The organism is Janthinobacterium sp. GMG1, assembly GCF_034427795.1.
GTDB lineage: Bacteria > Pseudomonadota > Gammaproteobacteria > Burkholderiales > Burkholderiaceae_D > Janthinobacterium.
Genome location: NZ_JAXQNT010000008.1, coordinates 122,635 through 139,592, shown reverse-complemented (window position 1 = coordinate 139,592; position 16,958 = coordinate 122,635). Strand labels below are relative to the sequence as shown.

Below are 16,958 nucleotides of genomic sequence, written 5' to 3'. Positions count from 1 at the left end.
TAGGCCGCGCCGGCTGGCGGGGGAATGCGCGATTTCGTGATACCTTTCTGGTATGAGAGTCCTCGATACCCATGCCCTGACACTGTTTTGCGCCGTCGCCCGCTGCCTGAATTTCCGCCAGGCGGCGGAGCAGTTGCACATGACCCAGCCGCCCCTGTCGCGCGCCATCAAGGTGCTGGAAGAGCGGCTGGGCGCACGCCTTTTCGAGCGCGACACGCAGGGCGTGGCCTTGACGCAAGCGGGACGCACTCTGCTGCCACAGGCCATGCACATCCTCGATTTGCTGGAGATGGCGCAAGCGTCGCTGCGGCAAGACAGCGCGCCCGCGCGCCTGCGCCTGGGCTTGACAAGTTCCGTGGCGGCCGGCCTGTTCCGCCCGCTGCTGGCGGCGCTGGAAGATCAGCTACACGATGTGCGCCTGGAACTGACGTCCGCTCCCTCGCCGCGCCTGGTCGCGGCCGTGCGCAAGGGCCAGCTCGATGCGGCCCTGCTCGCGCTACCCAGCGCCACGTTCGAACTGGCCGTGCAGCCGCTGGCGCGCCAGCCCATGATGCTGGCCCTGCCCGCCGGGCACCGGCTGGCGAAAAAGCGCAAGCTCAGCTTGGCCGATATCGCCCAGGAATCCGTCTACTGGTTCGAACGGGCGCGCCAGCCTGCCTTTTTCGACCATTGCCAGCAAGTATTTCGCCGGCATGGCTTCGCCCCCGTCTTCCTGCGCGAAGCGCCCGACCATCATGTGCTGCTCGGCGATGTGGCGGCCGGCAAGGGCATGGCCCTGCTGGCCGACTCCTTCCGCGCGCTGCGCCTGGCTGGCGTGGCCTACCGGCCATTGGTGGAGGGAAAGGAATTGGCGGCCGGCATCGGCCTTGCCTGGCGGAAAGATCACGACCATGCAGCCCTGCCCCTGCTGCGCCAGCTGGCGGTGGAACATCTGCAAAAGTGAACGCCGCACGCGGACAGGCCAGACGCGCTACCATAACGCCTTCCCCATTTTGCGCGCCACCACGACCATGACGTTTACCATCAGCGACGCCGCCTACGGCACCGATACCTCAGAAGCCAAGCAAGCCATGTATGCGGACTTGCGCTCGCAGCTGCAAGGCTTGCTGTCAGGCGAGACCGATTTCATCGCCAATACGGCCAACTTCAGTTCGCTGGTCTTCAATACGATGCCGGGCCTCAACTGGGCCGGCTTTTATTTCCTGAAAGGCGAGGAACTGGTGCTGGGGCCGTTCCAAGGCAAACCGGCCTGTATCCGCATCAAGAAGGGCCGCGGCGTGTGCGGCACCACGGTGGTCGAAGGCAAGTCCATCGTCGTGCACGATGTGCACGCGTTTCCTGGCCACATCGCCTGCGACGTCAATTCCCGCTCGGAACTGGTGGTGCCCGTGTTTGCGCACGACCAGATCATCGGCGTGTTCGACCTCGACAGCCCCCTGATCGGCCGCTTCGACGAAGTCGACGCGCAAGGCGTCGAATCCTTGGTGCGCGTGCTGGAAGCGGCTATCGTTGCTGAATAACTAGTTGCCTGCCTTGACGGCGATGAATTCGCCCTTGCCGACGGTGGCCAGGCACGTCGTGTAGCGGCTGTCGGCGCGGATGGCCTCGATAAAACCGGCCATGTCCGCGTAGTGCGAACTGGCGTTGTCGACCACCAGCACGCCGCCGGCCGCCAGCACGCGGTCCAGCTGCGGCCACCATTGCGCGTATTGCTGGCGCGCGGAATCGAGGAAGATGAAATCGTAGGCGCCGTCCGCCGCATCGCGCAGCACGTCGCCCGCGTCCGCCAGCAGTTGCCCTATCACGCCCTGCAATTGCGCGCGCACAAAGTTGGCATGTGCCATGTCGAACTTGTCCTGCGCCTTTTCCACCGTCACCACCTTGCCGCCCAGCGCCTGCACGGCGCGCGCCAGCCACAGGGTGGAATAGCCGTTCGAGGTGCCGATTTCCAGCACCCGCCGCGCACCGCGCACGTGCACCATCACGGCCAGCAGCTCGCCCGTGTCGCGCGTGATGTTGAGCATGCGGCTGGCCCGCTCCGCATGCGCCGCATCGTTGCTGCTGCCAAATGCTTCCAGTTCGCTCAACAGGGTATCAATGTCCGGCATGATGGCTCCTTGTTCAAAACACCAGCATAGCACTAGGCGCTGGCGCGGCGCAGCGGACGTTTCAGATATTGCACCATCACCACGCCCAGCAGGGTCACGCCGCCACCGATCACGTCGTAGCTGTGCAAGGTTTCCCCGAGGAACAGCATGGCGATGATCACCGTGAACACGGGCAGCAGATTCATCAGGGTCGTCGCGCGGCTCGGCCCCAGCTTGGCCAGGCCGTGCATCCACAGGAACGGCGCGATGATGGACGCGGGAATGCCAGCAAACAGTACCAGCGGCAGGCCGGCGCTGGTGACGGGCGGCGCGGACTGGCTCAGGTAATACACGAACAGCACGGGCACGGCGCACCAGACCTGGATCAGCAGCGAGTGCCAGTTATTCAGGGGAATCTTCCAGCGCTTGAGCAGCACGCCATAGCCCGCATACGACAGGCACGCCAGCAGCATCAGGGCATCGCCCACGGCCGCGCCATGGGCGAGCAAAGCGGCCGGGTCGCCATGGCTGAGCAAGTAGCCAAGTCCCAGCAGCGACACGAGGCCGCCAAACACGCCGCCCACGGTGGGCGCTTCTTTCAACAACAATACGGACAGGCCCACGGCCAGCAGCGGCATCATGGACGCCAGGATGCCCATATTCGTCGCCGTCGTCGTTTGCGCGGCGATGTAGGCGAGGCACTGGTACATGACCATGCCCAACATGCCCAGCACAAACAATTTCCCAAGATACGGTTGCACCACGGCCCGCTGCTTCCACACGGCGCGGCCGAACACGAGCGCCAGCAGCACGCCGGCCAGCAGCCAGCGGTAGAACGAGATGGCGGCCGGATCGATCACGCCGACAGCCATCTTGCTGACGATGGTATTGATGGCCCAGATCAGCACGGCGATCACGGGTAACAGATAGTGTTTCACTTGCATGCGGCGTACTCCATTAGTCAAGACCGCCATTTTCGCATGGTCCGATTCCATGGATATAATGAATACCGGACAAATGATGCGAAGAACAGGACAAAGACACCATGGCCAGCAACCAGCATTTCCCCGCCGTTTCCGACGCCTTGCCCTATCCCGTGTATTTCCGTCTCGACGACTATCACGCGCACCAGCAGTTCGATTACCAGAGCCATCCGTGGGGCCAGCTCACGTATTGCTCCACGGGCGTGATGGAAATCATGGTGGCGGGCCAGCGCTATCTGTCGCCGCCCCAGTACGCCGTGTGGATACCGCCCGAGACCTTGCACGATGGCTATATCCGCCAGGATGTCGTGTTTCACTCGGCCTACATCGACGCCAGCCTGTGCGCACAACTGCCGGCCCAGCCGTGCGCGCTCGTATTGAGTCCCTTGCTGAAAGCCATACTCGGCGACTTTGCCGAACGGGGCGTCACCACGCCCGCCACCGAAGCCGACCAGCGCCTGGCGCAGGTGCTGGTGGACCAGTTGCAGCTGGCGCCGTGCAGCCGCAACTACCTGCCGGGCAGCGACGAGCCCGTCATCGCGGCGCTGCTGGCCGCCCTGCAGGCGGAGCCGGGCAGTAACCGCTCACTGGCGGAGTGGGCCGCGCAACTGCATGTCACGGAGCGCACTCTGGCCCGGCGCTGCCAGCGCGAACTGGGCATGCCGTTCGGCGAATGGCGCCAGCGCCAGCGTTTCCTGGCCGCCCTGCCCCTGCTGGAACGGGGAGACACCGTGCAGGCCATCGCGCTGGAACTGGGCTACAGCACGGCTTCCGCTTTCATCGCCATGTTTCGCCGGCAAAGCGGCGGCACGCCGGACCAGTTCCGCCGCGGCCTGCGCTGAAAAAGCGGACCAGGGCTGTCGGCTTTGTCATATGGGGATGCTAAAATTCAAACATCTTTCCAGAGAGCAAAAGGACGCGCATGAACCCCAGCACCGAAACGGCCACCGATACCCAAGGCAGCGAGGACATGCCCCAGGCATCAGCAACGACCGTGACGGCGCCTGCGCCCCTCAAGCTCGACAAGGAAGAGATACCCACGGTGCTGGGCAAGCTGCGCGCCCTGGTACAGGACAAGACGCGCTTCGAGCCGCACGACATCACGCCGCTGGGCGAGGAAGACGTGCTGCAGGATTTTTCCCTGCAGGCGAACTATGCGCTCGAGGCGCGCTTCGAGCAGCGCGTCATCAATGGCTATTTCACGCCGGCGGGCAATGACTGCCGCTGTGGCTCCCACGAGGTGGGAGCGCTCGCTCACGCGCAGGAAAAGGAAAGACTGCGCCGCGCGGCGGGCAAACTCGACAATGCCTTGCGCCAGGCAGGCCAGGCCTACAACGGCATCGAAGCGGGCGTCTACCTGCCGCACGCCGTCAAGTACTGGCACCTCGATACCTGCAGCAACTGCACCGGCAAAGGCCGCATCGGCTGCCACACCTGCCACGGTCTGACGACGGAAACATGCTGGAGCTGCCACGGCGGGCGCACCGTCAGCTGCGACGCGTATGGCTGCTACGGCAGCGGCAAGGTGTCGTGCTCGTATTGCAGCGGCAGCGGCACGGTGTCCGAACAAGTCACCGACTACGTCACGGTGCAAGTACCCACTACCACTTACAGCAACGGCAGCTCGCACACCAGCTACCACAGCGAAACGCGCGCCCAGTACCGCACCGAATACCGCTCTTGCTACCATTGCAGCTACGGCAAGGTCAGTTGCAGCACCTGCCACGGTTCCGGCAGCATCAATTGCGGCACCTGCCGCGCCAGCGGCAAGGTGACGTGCCGCACCTGCAGCGGCGTGGGCGATTTGCGCTGCAACCCGTGCGACGGTTCCGGCAAGGTGGGCAAGGCGGCCTGGGTCGACGTGCACGTGACGCCAGGCTACAGCGTCAGCCTGCCCAAGCAGGCGCCCGACGATGCGCGCCGTATCCGCGACAAGGAGAGCGTGCACTCACTGGCGGCCATTGCCAGCAGCCTGGCCCTGGCGAAAGTGAGCATTTACAATGAAGACCAGCCGCAGGAAGTCGACGCCCTGTATGCGGCCAAGCTGCGCATCGTGCGCCTGGACGCATCGTGCAACGCCGAAAAGCACCACCTGGTGGCGTATGGCACGGACTTGCGCTGGCTGACCCTGGACGACATCGTGGAAAAACTGCTGCGCGGCGACCTCAAGGCGCTCAGCGACGCGCTGGCCGGCAGCGCCGACGACGGCCTGTTCTCGGCCCATGTGCAGGGTTTGCTCACGCCGCTGCGCGACGTGGCCGCCTCGGAACTGAATGCGGACGTGATTGAATCGGTGCTCAGCGGAGTAACCGACCACGCGCACGTCGACGTCGTCTCCGCCGAGTATGCGCAAAATGTGCGCACCTGCGTGCTGGGCGCCTTGCGCCAGGTCTACACGCGGCTGGCCAAGCAATTCTGGTGGAAAAGCGCGCTGGCCGCCCTGGCCGCCGCCATCGCCACCTGGTTTTTCGCCGGACGCGGTGCCGCCGCCGTCGCCGGCTTGCTCGTCACGGGCGCCGGCTACTGGCTGTTCAACCGCAAGGTGAAAAACGTGCTGAGCGAAGCGCTGGGCGGCGAACAGCAGGCGGAACGGGCCATGGGCATCGCCGGCAAGGGCCGCCGCAACCAGCTGGCGCACGTGCTGATCCTCGCGCCCGCCAGCCTGGCCGTGCTGGCCGCCAGCTATGGCTTGCCCGTGCGCGTACGCCCGGCTGCTCCACCGCCGCAAACGGCCATGGCATCGGCGCCCGTCGCACCGCATGCGCCAGCCACCGTGCCGCAAGATGCCAGTAGCACCAAGGCCGTCAAGCTGTATGAAAATGGCGACAAGGTGCAGGCACTGGCCATGCTGGAAAGCCTGGTCGGCAAGGGTGACGCGGGCGCGTATGGTCTGTATGGCTGGATGCTGCTGATGGGCGAAGGCAAACCCGGCCCCATCACCGCGCCAACGGCGCAGCAGCGCGCAGCGCGCCAGCTGGCCGCCAAGCCGCTGATCGGCAAGGGCCTCGTGAAAAACGACAGTTATGCGCTGACAGCGAAAGGCGTGATGCTGGCCGAAGGCTGGCAAGAGCCGCGCAACATGGCGCGCGGACTCGACCTGCTGAAACAGGCCGCGAACAAGGGCAATGCGCAAGCCATGCACTTGTTGGGCCTGTACCACGTGCGCGGCTACCAGATCCCCGTCAACCACAAGGAAGCGCGCAAATGGTTCACCCTGGCCGCCGACAAGGGCAGCGCGGGCGACATCTACAACCTGGGCTTGATGGACTGGGAAGGTGCTGGATTAAAACGCCCCGACCGCGCCAGCGCCATGCAGCGCTGGAAGATCGCCGCCGCCATGGGCGAGGAACGCGCGATCAAGGCCGTCGCCCAGGGGCAACCTTAAGCAGCCGCCGCCAGCGCCTGCAAGGCCATCGGGTTCGGCGTCGGCTCGGCGACTTTTGTCAGCAGGTTACGGTCCGTGTGGTGGAATGGTTCGTCCTTGCCGCGGATCAGCATGACCGTGTCTTCGTCGTAGCCCCAGGTGCCATCGGCGTGGATATCGACCTTGATGCGATATTCGACGGTGGTGAACGCGTGTTCGAGGAAGGGGTTCGAGCAGATGCCGTAGGCCGTCGAATCGCGCTTGGCCACCAATTCGAAACTGGTGGCGTCCGCCGTCGTCATGCCGGACGCCATGGCGATCTGGCCGCGCGGGATGGCCAGGGTCTGGATCACGGCGCCCGTGGCCGGCTCCCACAGCCAGTAGCCGACCTGCTCATGATACGTCTTGACCTGATCCGGCTTGGTGATGTGGATGTAGTAGCGCAAGCCGTAGAACAGTTGCGGGCCGTTGGTAACGGGGTCGATCGGCTGCAGTTCGATGCGCTCGACAAACGCCTGCTTGCGCGGCCCGTCCGCTTTCGGCTTGACGTCCAGGCCGCGCGTGCCCGTCCAGATGCCGGCCATGCCGGTCAAGGGGCCCAGATTGTTCAGGGTATGCACGTCGGCGGACGGCTCGGTGTAGATATCTTCGGGAAAATCGCTCATGCGGAAGTCTTCAAAATGGGGCAACAGTGCTTGCCGACATTGTAAGACGCGCGCCTCCCGGCGGCAAAGCGCCAGCCGTCAGGGAAACTGCGTAGTGTGGCGCTCGATGAACAGCAGGGCCGCTGTCGCCAGCGCGAGGCGCTGCGTTTCAAACACGGCTTCATCGCGCGTTTGCAGCAGATTGGCGGCCACTTCGGGCAGGTCCAATCCGCCGGCGATGAATGCCGCCACCGCGTCGATATTCGCGTATAGGGCGCTGTCGAAGCCTTCCCAGTCCACATAGGCCAGCCACTCGGCCAGCAGCACCATGCCGGCGACGGGCGGCGCCAGGGCCGCGATGCGCTCGGTGCGCAGCACGCTGTCGCTGCGGATGCCTTCGTGCTGCAGCACGGCCAGCGCCACGTGTTGCAGCGCGTCTTCCGGATCGCGCCGGTACTTGTTCAGCAGACGCTGCGTCAGCGTGTAGCGTTCCACGTCGATGCCGCGCAGGGCGGCCGCCACTTCGTCGTCATGCAGCGCCAGGTGGCGCGCCGCGCAAGCGACATCCACGCCGGTTTTCGCGGCGACGATATCGATGAGCTGCAGCCGGCGCGCCTCATCCATGCTTACACCAGCGGCTCGGTCGAACCGGTCAGAGTAAAGATTTCAAAGCCCGTTTCCGTCACGGCCAGCGAGTGCTCGAACTGCGCCGACAGCGAACGGTCTTTCGTCACCGTCGTCCATTTGTCGGGCAAGACCTTGACCTGGTAGCTGCCCACGTTGAGCATCGGCTCGATGGTAAAAATCATGCCCGGTTCGAGCACGATGCCCGTGCCGGCGCGGCCATAGTGCAGCACTTGCGGCGTGTCGTGGAAGACCTGGCCCACGCCATGGCCGCAGAAGTCGCGCACGGAGGAAAAGCCCTGCGCCTTGGCCACCGCTTCGATGGCGGCGCCCACGTCGCCCAAAGTCGCCCCCGGACGCACGGTGTGGATGCCTGCCATCATGGCGTCATACGCCGTGTTGACGAGGCGGTTGGCGAGAATGGAGACAGCGCCCACCTTGAAGGTGCGGCTGGTGTCGCCGAACCAGCCCTGGAACTTCGGCGTCACGTCGATGTTGAGGATATCGCCCACTTTCAGTATCTTGGTCTCGGACGGGATGCCGTGCGTGACCACGTGATTGACGGAGATGCAGCTGGCGTGCTTGTAGCCGTGGTAGTCGATGGTGCCCGGAATGGCGCCGGCGGCGCGCATGAATTCTTCGCACAGGGCGTCGAGCTTGGCCGTCGAGACGCCCGGTTTCACGAAAGGTGCGATGTAGTCGAGCGTGTCGGCGGCGATGCGGCCGGCCGCGCGCATGCCGATGAAACCTTCTTCGTCGTGCAGGGGGATTTTCTTGCCGTGTTCAAGCTGGGTGGAATAGCGCATGGTTTTCTTCTTGGTTAGTGTGTGGTGTGTAAGGCCCAGCCGCGCACGGCGTCGTGCGAAGCGCGCAGCATGGCGTCGACGCTGGCCGGTATCGGCCGCTCCTGGGTCAGGTAAGGCTTGACGACGGCCACGGGGGCGTCGATCAGAACGAATTTGAGCAGCATGTGGTCGAGGTCCAGCTCCGTGGTGGCGGGCATGGCTTCGGCGCAGCGGACAAAACAGGCGTCGAGCGCGGCCTGCTCTTCTTCGACGGCGGCCAGCAATTCCTCGCTGAGGCCATTGCTGAAATCGGGGCTGTCCGCGCATTGCAGCAGGAAGCGTGCATACACGGGCTTGCGCCGGCACCAGTCCAGCAAGCCGTGCACGCCGGCCCAGGTGTCGCCACCAAGCCAGCGGCTGGCCACTTCCTCGCGGAAGTCGCTCTTCACGCGCAGCCAGGCGCGCGCCAGGATGGCGTTGCGCGAATCGAAGCGGTGATACACGGAACCGATGGGCGCACCGGCCTTGACGGCGATGGCGGCCATCGAGACGGCACCCACGCCACACTGGGCGGCGACGGCGATCGCGCTGTCGATGAAGTTGTTTTCGTTGAATTTAGCTAGTCTGACCATTCAAATAGAATACAGATTCTATTTGAATCCGTCAAGCGGCCCCAGATGCGCCGACAAGAGTTGCCCCGCTGCCTTACAATGGTATGCACGAACCGCCAAAGGAGAATCCGCTTGCTTACGCCCCCCTTCATCGCCTCCTCCCGCTTCGACGATCCACGCCTGGCGCTGGAACAAGTACAAGCCATTTACCGCAGCAGCATCGAACACTTGCGCGATGCGCTGCAGCGCTTTGTCGCCGGCGAAGACATGCACGAGCGCGTGCGCGCCTGCTACCCCTTCGTGCGCATCCAGACCGACACCGTGGCGCGCGCCGACTCGCCGCTGGCCTACGGTTTTGTCGCCGGCCCCGGCGTGTTTGAAACCACCTTGACGCGCCCCGACCTGTTTGGCGACTATTACCTCGATCAATTCACCCTGCTGCTGAAAAACCATAACAGCGGCCAGAAGGTGCACCTGGAAGTGGGCGTCAGCGCCCAGCCCATTCCCGTGCATTTCTCGTTCGCCGAGCATGACCATATCGAAGGCAATATGGATGCGGGCCGCCGCCTGGCCATGCGCGACCTGTTCGACCTGCCCGACCTGTCGGCCATGGACGACGGCATCGCCAACGGCACGCACGAACCGGCGCACGGAGAAGCGCAGCCGCTGTCGCTGTTCACGGGCCCGCGCGTCGATTATTCGCTGCAGCGCCTGCGCCATTACAGCGGCACCTCGCCGCAGCACTTCCAGAACTTCGTGCTGTTCACCAATTACCAGTTCTACATCGACGAATTCATCCGCCTGGGCCACGCCATGATGGACCGCGCGCCCGATGCGGCCGCGCCCTCGGACGACGATGGCTACGTCGCCTTTGTCGAACCGGGCAACGTGGTCACGCGCCGGGTCGGCCAGACGGTCGAGAGCGAGGATGCGCTGGGCGCCGCGCCGCCGCGCCTGCCGCAGATGCCCGCCTACCACCTGCTGCGCGCGGATGGCAGCGGCATCACCATGGTCAATATCGGCGTCGGTCCCGCCAACGCGAAAACCATCACCGACCATATCGCCGTGCTGCGTCCGCATGCCTGGCTGATGCTCGGTCATTGCGCCGGCTTGCGCACCACGCAAAGCCTGGGCGACTACGTGCTGGCGCATGCGTATGTGCGCGAGGACCACGTGCTCGACGAAGACTTGCCGCTGTGGGTGCCGATCCCGCCGCTGGCGGAAATCCAGCAGGCGCTGCAAACGGCCGTGGCGGAAATCACCCAGTTGACGGGACATGATCTGAAACACATCATGCGCACGGGGACCGTGGCCAGCACCGACAACCGCAACTGGGAACTGCTGCCGCAGCGTACGCCGGAGCGCCGCTTCAGCCAGAGCCGCGCCATCGCGCTGGACATGGAAAGCGCGACGATCGCCGCCAACGGCTTCCGTTTCCGCGTCCCCTACGGCACCCTGCTGTGCGTCAGCGACAAGCCGCTGCACGGCGAAATCAAGCTGCCCGGCATGGCCAACCACTTCTACCGCGAACGGGTCGACCAGCATCTGCGCATCGGCATCCGCGCCGTGGAACTGCTGCGCCGCCAGGGCGTGGACCGGCTGCACAGCCGGAAATTGCGCAGCTTTGCGGAAGTGGCGTTTCAATAGGAAGAAATAGCAAGCCGCCGCAAAAAGCGGCGGCTTGCAGAACAACGATCAAGGGCGGAAGCCAGTGCACGTTAACTGTCTAAGACAGGTACGATACCGAAGAGAATCGACTGCTAATGTCTCCGCCGGTCCATCCGTCTTCCTGCCACGTCATGGCAGTCCGACGGCCGTCTGCGCACATTAAAGCGCGGCGCAAATATCAAGATTGATTTTGACGAATTCGCCCCATGTAAATTGCGTCGATAAATGTTGGAGGTAATACTCCTCGACGCGGCAGACAAGAGGCCGATCAGCATAGATCAAACACTGCTTGCCAGCCTCATCATAGTTGCGGCATACCCCATCCCCCCGGTCCAGCCACGCTGTTTCGGCGCTCTGATGCACACGGCTACAGCACTTTCCACAACCGCTACAAGGAAACGCTTGCCGATCAGAAGAAGGCATCAGGCATCCGATACCTGTTGCTGAATTGCCAGCAATTGTCCAAGACGCTGGCTATTGGCTTGCTCGGTTTCATTGAAGCCATGACGCAGCATTTCAACCTGTGCGGCGATATTGGTAAAAAATTTCTCTACTTCCTTTGTCATCGCTTCGCGCATGGACATTTCGAAACCATCCGCCAGCTCCAGCGCAAAGTCGTCTATTTGCTGTATCGCACGCTCGTTGGACTGCTGCTGTTCAGCATGCTGCTTACGCAAACTCTCTTCCTCGGGGTCCTTCGAAAACAGGCTGTACAACGTTTCCCCTACGGTGTAAACAATGCCGACGTAGGGTATCCATTTTGAAGTCAGCTGCGCGGCCCATTTCTCCATGGTCTTGGCGCCGATTCCCTTCATCAGGGTCGGCATCACGTCCTTCACCAGCTTCAAGCCGCTAACGATATGTTCTGGCTTGGCCAGCGAGCCAATCTGATGCACGGCGCCCTTCAGCGCAGCGCTGTCAAAGCTACTGGCCGACGCCATTGCATCGTATTCCGGCCCTCCGCCAGCAGCGTCTATGTCGGGCAATTTCACCGTCTGCTGCGCAAGTACCAGGTGTGGCAATGCCGATTGCACTTCATCAATTTCATTTTCGATCGTGGCAACAAAAGCCTGCACTTCATACGTCAATGTTGTACAAACATCCTCCGCAGCCTGCATCATCATCTTCTCGATCTGCGTCTGGCAATCGTCTGGCGAAGTACGAATGCAAGCTTTGCTCTTGTCATGGATTCTTTGGCGCTGGCGGCTCAATTCACGTGCCATACTGTGTGTCAGCCGCGATTTCTCCAGACCTACATTGCGTAGCAACTTATCATACTTTCTACCTGCGCCCGATTGCGCGCGGCCTTGCAGCAATTGCACATATTCTTGCAAAAACTGGCTCAATTGCAGCTTCAGGCGCCCGTAGATTTCATCGGACGAGATATTCTGCAGGAAAGCAATCAACTGCTTTTCAAGCATGGGCAAACCACTCAACTCCACCAGTTTGGGCTGCTCGTTCAAATAGCCTTGCAATGCCCTCTTGGCATTGATCTTGACCATCGGAATGTCTTTCAATACATCGACGAGGCAACGCGCGGCAGCCAGTTCCTGCAGGCGCAGGCGTGTCTGATCCTTCAGACGGATGTAATCATTCTCTGGCAATGGTTTCTTTTCATTGAAGACCAGGAAAACCTGTTTTCCCTCCTGCACCAGATCCATCAACACCTGCAAGGTTTTTAACTCTTCCGCAGTACCTAGTGGATCAACGACAAAAATAACGACATCAGCCTTGAGCATGTGTTCCCGCGTCACATTCTCGTGTTCAATCGGCGCGTCGACACCAGGCGTATCGAGAATGTCATATGTACGCCACGGATAGGCCGATACGCGATCAGTCAAAGGTACATCATCGGTAGCTGCCACTTCCTTGCCAAGCAAGGCATCGATCAAGGTGCTCTTGCCGGCATTGTAAACGCCATAAATCATGATCACGGCATCGGCTTTTTTCTTTTTCTCTTCGAATATATGTGCAATCGGGCCAAACTTTTCCAGCAGCTCACCCTGATCATTGACAAAAGCTTGCGCATCCTCGTAGGCCGATAATAATTGCTGTGTATTGATTACCATATTCGCTCTTTCAATTCATTTTGGTTTGATGCAGCAGTTTCTGCACTTGCTTGTCGAACGTAGCAATTTCGCCGGTCAAACCAGCGAGAATTTGCTCCACATCGCGATCCATCAAATGCCATAGGCGTGCGGCACTGGTGCGCATACATTCCTGCAATGCCTGGTTTGCGCTTGCCAGCGCCTTGTGGCGAATGTCCAGCCAATTATCACCGACAGTAATGACGATTTCGTCATATTGCGTACTGGCACTGCCACCCATCGCTCCGCCCACCCCACCGGCCAGGCTGGCGCCAATTGCCGCGCCGGCGGGACCACCGAGAAGAAAGCCTGTCAGACCACCTAAGGCCGTACCAATCAAGGTATTGCGCTTGCGTGTGCCGCTGCGCACCTTGGCGACCTTTTCAGTGGCTGTTTCAAGCTCAAAATCATGCAAGCGCACCAGCTCACTGTTGCTATACGTGGCATGCACTGCTTCATCGAAGCCACTCAAGACTTCGCTGAATATCCGGCCAAGCTGCTCAGCTGCAATTTCCTGGTAGCGGACATTGAGCGCCGCCTGGAAAGCGGCTAGCTGCCGCCTCATGTCAGCGGCGTCATCACGCGCTCTGGCCCCCGTCTCAAAAAAATCGTCGATAAAGACGGCAAGCGCACTTTGTCCCTGCTGAATGCAGACATTCAGGCTATTCGACGACTTCGCCTTCAGATCTGTGAGCGGTTGCCGAAATCCGTCAATCAAGGCCTGGTAAGGTTGCAGGTCGTCGCTGCAACTTTGCAGGAAGTTCGAGAGATTGTTCAGCGGGGTACGCTGCTTGATGCGCAAGCCTTCCGACAGGCAAAGATCCGACAGCGCCCCGCACACATCACCCATGCCGCTGTCTTTGTAGGCATCCGCATCGTCGGCATGCAATTGCGCATAGCGGGCGGAAAAGGAAATGATGCCAACGTCCTCGAGTGACTGCCCGGGGTAGTTTTTTTCCAAGGCATCACGTACATAAGTACGCTGGCGCATCCGTCGATCCTCGTCCTTCATGACCCACGTCTGGACCAGGGATTCACCATCGTCGCCGAGTTCCTCCTCCATGTCGTCACTACCAGTCAACAGCAACAGTATTCTTTTCCCCTTGCCCAACAAATGGGCAATTTCAACGAGATCGCTTTCACGTCCAGCGGAATCTGACTTGATCGTATAGAGAATGAGATCCGCATGTTCCACATAATCACGGGCCAGCTGCTCGTTCTGTATATTGAGCGAATGCATGCCAGGCGAGTCGACCCACGTCAGTCCCGGCAATGAGAAACCCTGAATGGAACTGGTGGCTTCGGTGGCGCCTACACGGAACTCGCGACGCAATTCAGCTTCTTTCTCACCGTCACCTCCAGCGACATCGGATTTCGCGTGCGAAAAAAAGCGTGGTTTTAGCGTATCTGCTACGAGATCCTTCTGTTCATCCGAAGGATCGGTGTCGCCCCACGCCATGTAATTGCCCAGCGAGCTTTTTCCCGACTTGACCTTGCCATTAACAAACACCAATAGGGAATCTTCAAAGTGGGCGCGAAAGGCAATTCCTTTTTCACGTCCCGCTACCTTGGCATCCCACGCGACACTGGTACGTTCCATCAGGTCAATAAACGCCATCACTTCTTCGCGAACGGGATTGTTTTCCGGCAAGCGCTTGCGAGTGGCATGCAAATCGCGGGAGATGCGCGTAATAAAATCACGACGTACTGCTTCGAATGCCGCCTCCACGTCCCGCGCATGTTGCAAAGAACCATCAAAACTATGTTTCAAGCTATCGAAGGAGTCGATCAGTTGCCGACGATTACGGGAAGTTTTTACTGCCGTTTTAGACATTTGACTACCTTAAGAATGGGTCGCCATCGACAGCGACGCCTCATATTCGAATTTGCGGATCTCATGCTTGAGCTTGATCAACTCTTCCTGTTCATATGCGAGCACCTCCAGGTTGGCAAGCGTGCGTGCAAGCGCTACGCCTCCCTCCAGGCGCACTGCATACACAGCAGCATAGAAATCCAGATTTTGTATCGTCGCATTCAAGTCTTCATCGGCGTCCAGCGAACGACGCAACAAATCTTCCACCTGCTTGTCCGGACTGACTGCAACGGGGGCCAAGCGATAACCAGATGCGGTCAGACGCGCTTTGAAAGACTCCTGGCCAATCGCACTGGTTCTGACCCAGTCCTGCATCGAGTCAGCCAAATTACGGCCAATGTCCAAACCTTCATGCTGAAACAGGGCTCGGGCATCCGCCTGTCGTTTCGTCTTTTCTTCCCTCTCACGCTTTTCGGCCGCGATCTCATGGCGGCGGCGCTCCTCTGCCGTATTGCGACTATCGCTGCTACCGGACGAAGAGCTCGACTCGCTGCTTCCGCTCTTGACTGCCGTCGCGATTGCCCCCACTGCGCCCACGATCGCGGCGCCTATTAACCATGGCAGTGCCATTTCTGCTCCTCAAGTGCTAAATTCGTTCGAAAAATGATGCCTTGGTATCGAGAAAAGCGCGCAATTGCCCGATTTGCTGATTAAAGCCAATAAAACCCTGACTAATTTGCGCTTGCAGGTGCAATTTTTCGCCATGCAATTTCTGCTCCGCCAGCCCTATCGCATCGAGCAAAGTGCTCACTTCGTCCTGCATGCGCCGCCGGCGTGAAGACATTGCTTTTGCAGCAAGGCTCTCCAGATGAACAAGAAGTTCAGGAATGCTGCTGCGCTCCACCAACACCTCTTGACTCTTGAGTTTTCCTGCTCGATACCGGCTATTTGACACCTTGAAAATGCTTGGCAAAAAATTCAATTCCGATTCACACTGTTCACCGATACGGCGCGCAATCGCATCGATTTTCATCGCATCTTCCTTGTCCATTTTTGTTAATACGATAACAATATGCTTGGATGCGTGTTCACCGAACGATGAAACCAACGTTTGCAGAAAGCTGATTTCATTTGCTTCCAACTCACCCTGAGGCTGATGAACAAACAATACGATATCGGCCTGACGTACTCCCGATGCGGCTTGAGTATCATCTTGATGATTCGCATCGAGGCCGGGAGTGTCGATGAAAATGCACCGTTCCCCGTCGAATTCCTTGTTTTCTGTCGTCTCGCGAATATCATTGGTCTTAAAAAACTCCACTTCAATATTGTTCGTTAACATATTCAACAATGAACTTTTACCGGAGTTCATCAGGCCATAGGCGACATAAACAGGCTTGAGATGATTTCTTTTTGCTGCAATTTCTTCGAATTGATGTCGAAAGTGAAACTTATCCATGAATAAAACCCCAGGCTGATATACCTACAATGACAACATATATTGCAATTTAGAAATCAGGCAGTGTAAAGGATATTACCCTCAAGAATCTCACCAATAATCACCATCAGACTTAGATTCCTCCATGATCCATAAGCTTGCGACAAAGCGTGTCGCTACCAGCCCGATTTCCAGTCGAATAGAGAACATCATTATTGCGTGCTCGAATGGACTTATGAGATGTATTGGGAAGGGCATGCAGACTGCACGGCGCCGTAAATGAAGAAGGGAATGACTGCAGATCCAGGGCAACTGGCAGCGACAAAGAATATGGAAAGTAAAACGGCGCCGTGAAGGCGCCGTTTTTTATTATTGCATCGCTTACAGGAAGCGGTCGAGTATCTTCCGCGTCGTCTTGTCGATATTGAACATGTCGCGGATCAGGAAGTGGATGCCGTGGTTGTCGGCGATCAAGAGCGACGCGGCGCCGATGCGGCGGATGTCTTCCTCGCCCTTCAGCACGAATTGCGTCTCGCCCCGGTCCGTGTCGACATGCCAGGTGCACGGCGTGGCGAAGCTGGAAACGCTTTTCACGCGCGCGATCTCGGGCATGAATTCGCGCCCTTCCAGCTCTTCCTGCAGCAGGCTGCGCGCCGGCTCCGGCAAGGCGTCGATGCGGTCGATCCACGCCACTTCCTTGCCATTGCCCAGCACCAGCGAAATGCCTTCGTCCGGCGACTGGATGGGAAAGGCGCGCACGGGCGCCACGCCTTCAAAGACCTGGCCGTCCGCGTCCGTCATCACCAGCTTGCCGAAGGTGTCGCGGCTTAATGTAAAAGTTGTACTGGCCATGC

The 16,958-nt window shown here is 60.1% G+C and carries 17 protein-coding genes; 5 read left to right on the top strand and 12 right to left on the bottom strand.

Annotated features, from left to right (window positions below; all coding sequences use genetic code 11):
* Positions 1-52: 52 nt before the first annotated feature.
* Positions 53-943, top strand: coding sequence for a LysR family transcriptional regulator (locus SJI03_RS20865; protein WP_322428423.1), 891 nt, complete (start codon positions 53-55; stop codon positions 941-943).
* Positions 944-1,010: 67 nt separating this feature from the next.
* Complete coding sequence (locus tag SJI03_RS20860; protein ID WP_322428422.1) at positions 1,011-1,520, top strand: GAF domain-containing protein; 510 nt, start codon at positions 1,011-1,013, stop codon at positions 1,518-1,520.
* Here the strand turns inward: SJI03_RS20860 and SJI03_RS20855 are convergent, their stop codons facing one another.
* Together SJI03_RS20855 and SJI03_RS20850 are read right to left on the bottom strand one after the other, a co-directional pair.
* On the bottom strand, positions 1,521-2,108 hold the full coding sequence (locus SJI03_RS20855; RefSeq protein WP_099379119.1) for an O-methyltransferase: 588 nt from the start codon (positions 2,106-2,108) through the stop codon (positions 1,521-1,523).
* Between the two features lie 32 nt (positions 2,109-2,140).
* A complete protein-coding gene (locus SJI03_RS20850; protein WP_322428421.1) occupies positions 2,141-3,031 on the bottom strand; it encodes a DMT family transporter in 891 nt (296 codons plus the stop codon).
* A gap of 101 nt (positions 3,032-3,132) precedes the next feature.
* On the opposite strand from SJI03_RS20850, the gene SJI03_RS20845 reads away from it, so the two are divergent.
* On the top strand, positions 3,133-3,912 hold the full coding sequence (locus tag SJI03_RS20845) for a helix-turn-helix transcriptional regulator (protein WP_322428420.1): 780 nt from the start codon (positions 3,133-3,135) through the stop codon (positions 3,910-3,912).
* Between the two features lie 80 nt (positions 3,913-3,992).
* Complete coding sequence (locus SJI03_RS20840) at positions 3,993-6,455, top strand: tetratricopeptide repeat protein (protein WP_099379117.1); 2,463 nt, start codon at positions 3,993-3,995, stop codon at positions 6,453-6,455.
* On the opposite strand, the gene SJI03_RS20835 is transcribed toward SJI03_RS20840, so the two are convergent.
* The 4 genes from SJI03_RS20835 to SJI03_RS20820 all read right to left on the bottom strand — a co-directional run bounded on the left by SJI03_RS20835 (position 6,452) and on the right by SJI03_RS20820 (position 9,119).
* A complete protein-coding gene (locus SJI03_RS20835; protein ID WP_099379116.1) occupies positions 6,452-7,099 on the bottom strand; it encodes an FABP family protein in 648 nt (215 codons plus the stop codon). The two genes, SJI03_RS20840 and SJI03_RS20835, sit on opposite strands and share 4 nt — an antisense overlap.
* A 78-nt stretch (positions 7,100-7,177) precedes the next feature.
* The gene (locus tag SJI03_RS20830; RefSeq protein WP_322428419.1) at positions 7,178-7,702 is read right to left on the bottom strand and encodes a hypothetical protein; all 525 of its coding nucleotides are present in this window, start codon (positions 7,700-7,702) and stop codon (positions 7,178-7,180) included.
* A 2-nt stretch (positions 7,703-7,704) separates the two neighbouring features.
* Positions 7,705-8,508, bottom strand: a complete 804-nt coding sequence (gene map / locus SJI03_RS20825) for a type I methionyl aminopeptidase (protein ID WP_100874007.1) — start codon at positions 8,506-8,508, stop codon at positions 7,705-7,707.
* A gap of 14 nt (positions 8,509-8,522) precedes the next feature.
* Positions 8,523-9,119, bottom strand: a complete 597-nt coding sequence (locus tag SJI03_RS20820; RefSeq protein ID WP_322428418.1) for a TetR/AcrR family transcriptional regulator — start codon at positions 9,117-9,119, stop codon at positions 8,523-8,525.
* 111 nt (positions 9,120-9,230) lie between these two features.
* Between SJI03_RS20820 and SJI03_RS20815 the strand changes: the two genes are divergently transcribed.
* Complete coding sequence (locus SJI03_RS20815) at positions 9,231-10,745, top strand: AMP nucleosidase (RefSeq protein WP_070221052.1); 1,515 nt, start codon at positions 9,231-9,233, stop codon at positions 10,743-10,745.
* Between the two features lie 180 nt (positions 10,746-10,925).
* Here SJI03_RS20815 and SJI03_RS20810 read toward each other — a convergent pair whose 3' ends face one another.
* From SJI03_RS20810 to SJI03_RS20785, 6 genes are all read right to left on the bottom strand, one after another.
* Positions 10,926-11,189, bottom strand: a complete 264-nt coding sequence (locus SJI03_RS20810) for a YkgJ family cysteine cluster protein (RefSeq protein WP_278316704.1) — start codon at positions 11,187-11,189, stop codon at positions 10,926-10,928.
* On the bottom strand, positions 11,189-12,835 hold the full coding sequence (locus SJI03_RS20805) for a GTPase (protein ID WP_322428417.1): 1,647 nt from the start codon (positions 12,833-12,835) through the stop codon (positions 11,189-11,191). The genes SJI03_RS20810 and SJI03_RS20805 overlap by 1 nt, the downstream gene beginning before the upstream one ends.
* A 10-nt stretch (positions 12,836-12,845) precedes the next feature.
* Complete coding sequence (locus SJI03_RS20800) at positions 12,846-14,687, bottom strand: dynamin family protein (RefSeq protein ID WP_322428416.1); 1,842 nt, start codon at positions 14,685-14,687, stop codon at positions 12,846-12,848.
* A 9-nt stretch (positions 14,688-14,696) separates the two neighbouring features.
* Entirely contained in the window at positions 14,697-15,296 is a 600-nt protein-coding gene (locus SJI03_RS20795; protein WP_035821118.1) for a hypothetical protein, read from the bottom strand.
* Positions 15,297-15,312: 16 nt separating this feature from the next.
* Positions 15,313-16,125 (bottom strand): GTPase, encoded by an 813-nt coding sequence (locus SJI03_RS20790; protein WP_322428415.1) that lies wholly within the window; start codon positions 16,123-16,125, stop codon positions 15,313-15,315.
* A gap of 360 nt (positions 16,126-16,485) precedes the next feature.
* Entirely contained in the window at positions 16,486-16,956 is a 471-nt protein-coding gene (locus tag SJI03_RS20785; protein ID WP_322428414.1) for a DUF1854 domain-containing protein, read from the bottom strand.
* Positions 16,957-16,958: the final 2 nt, after the last annotated feature.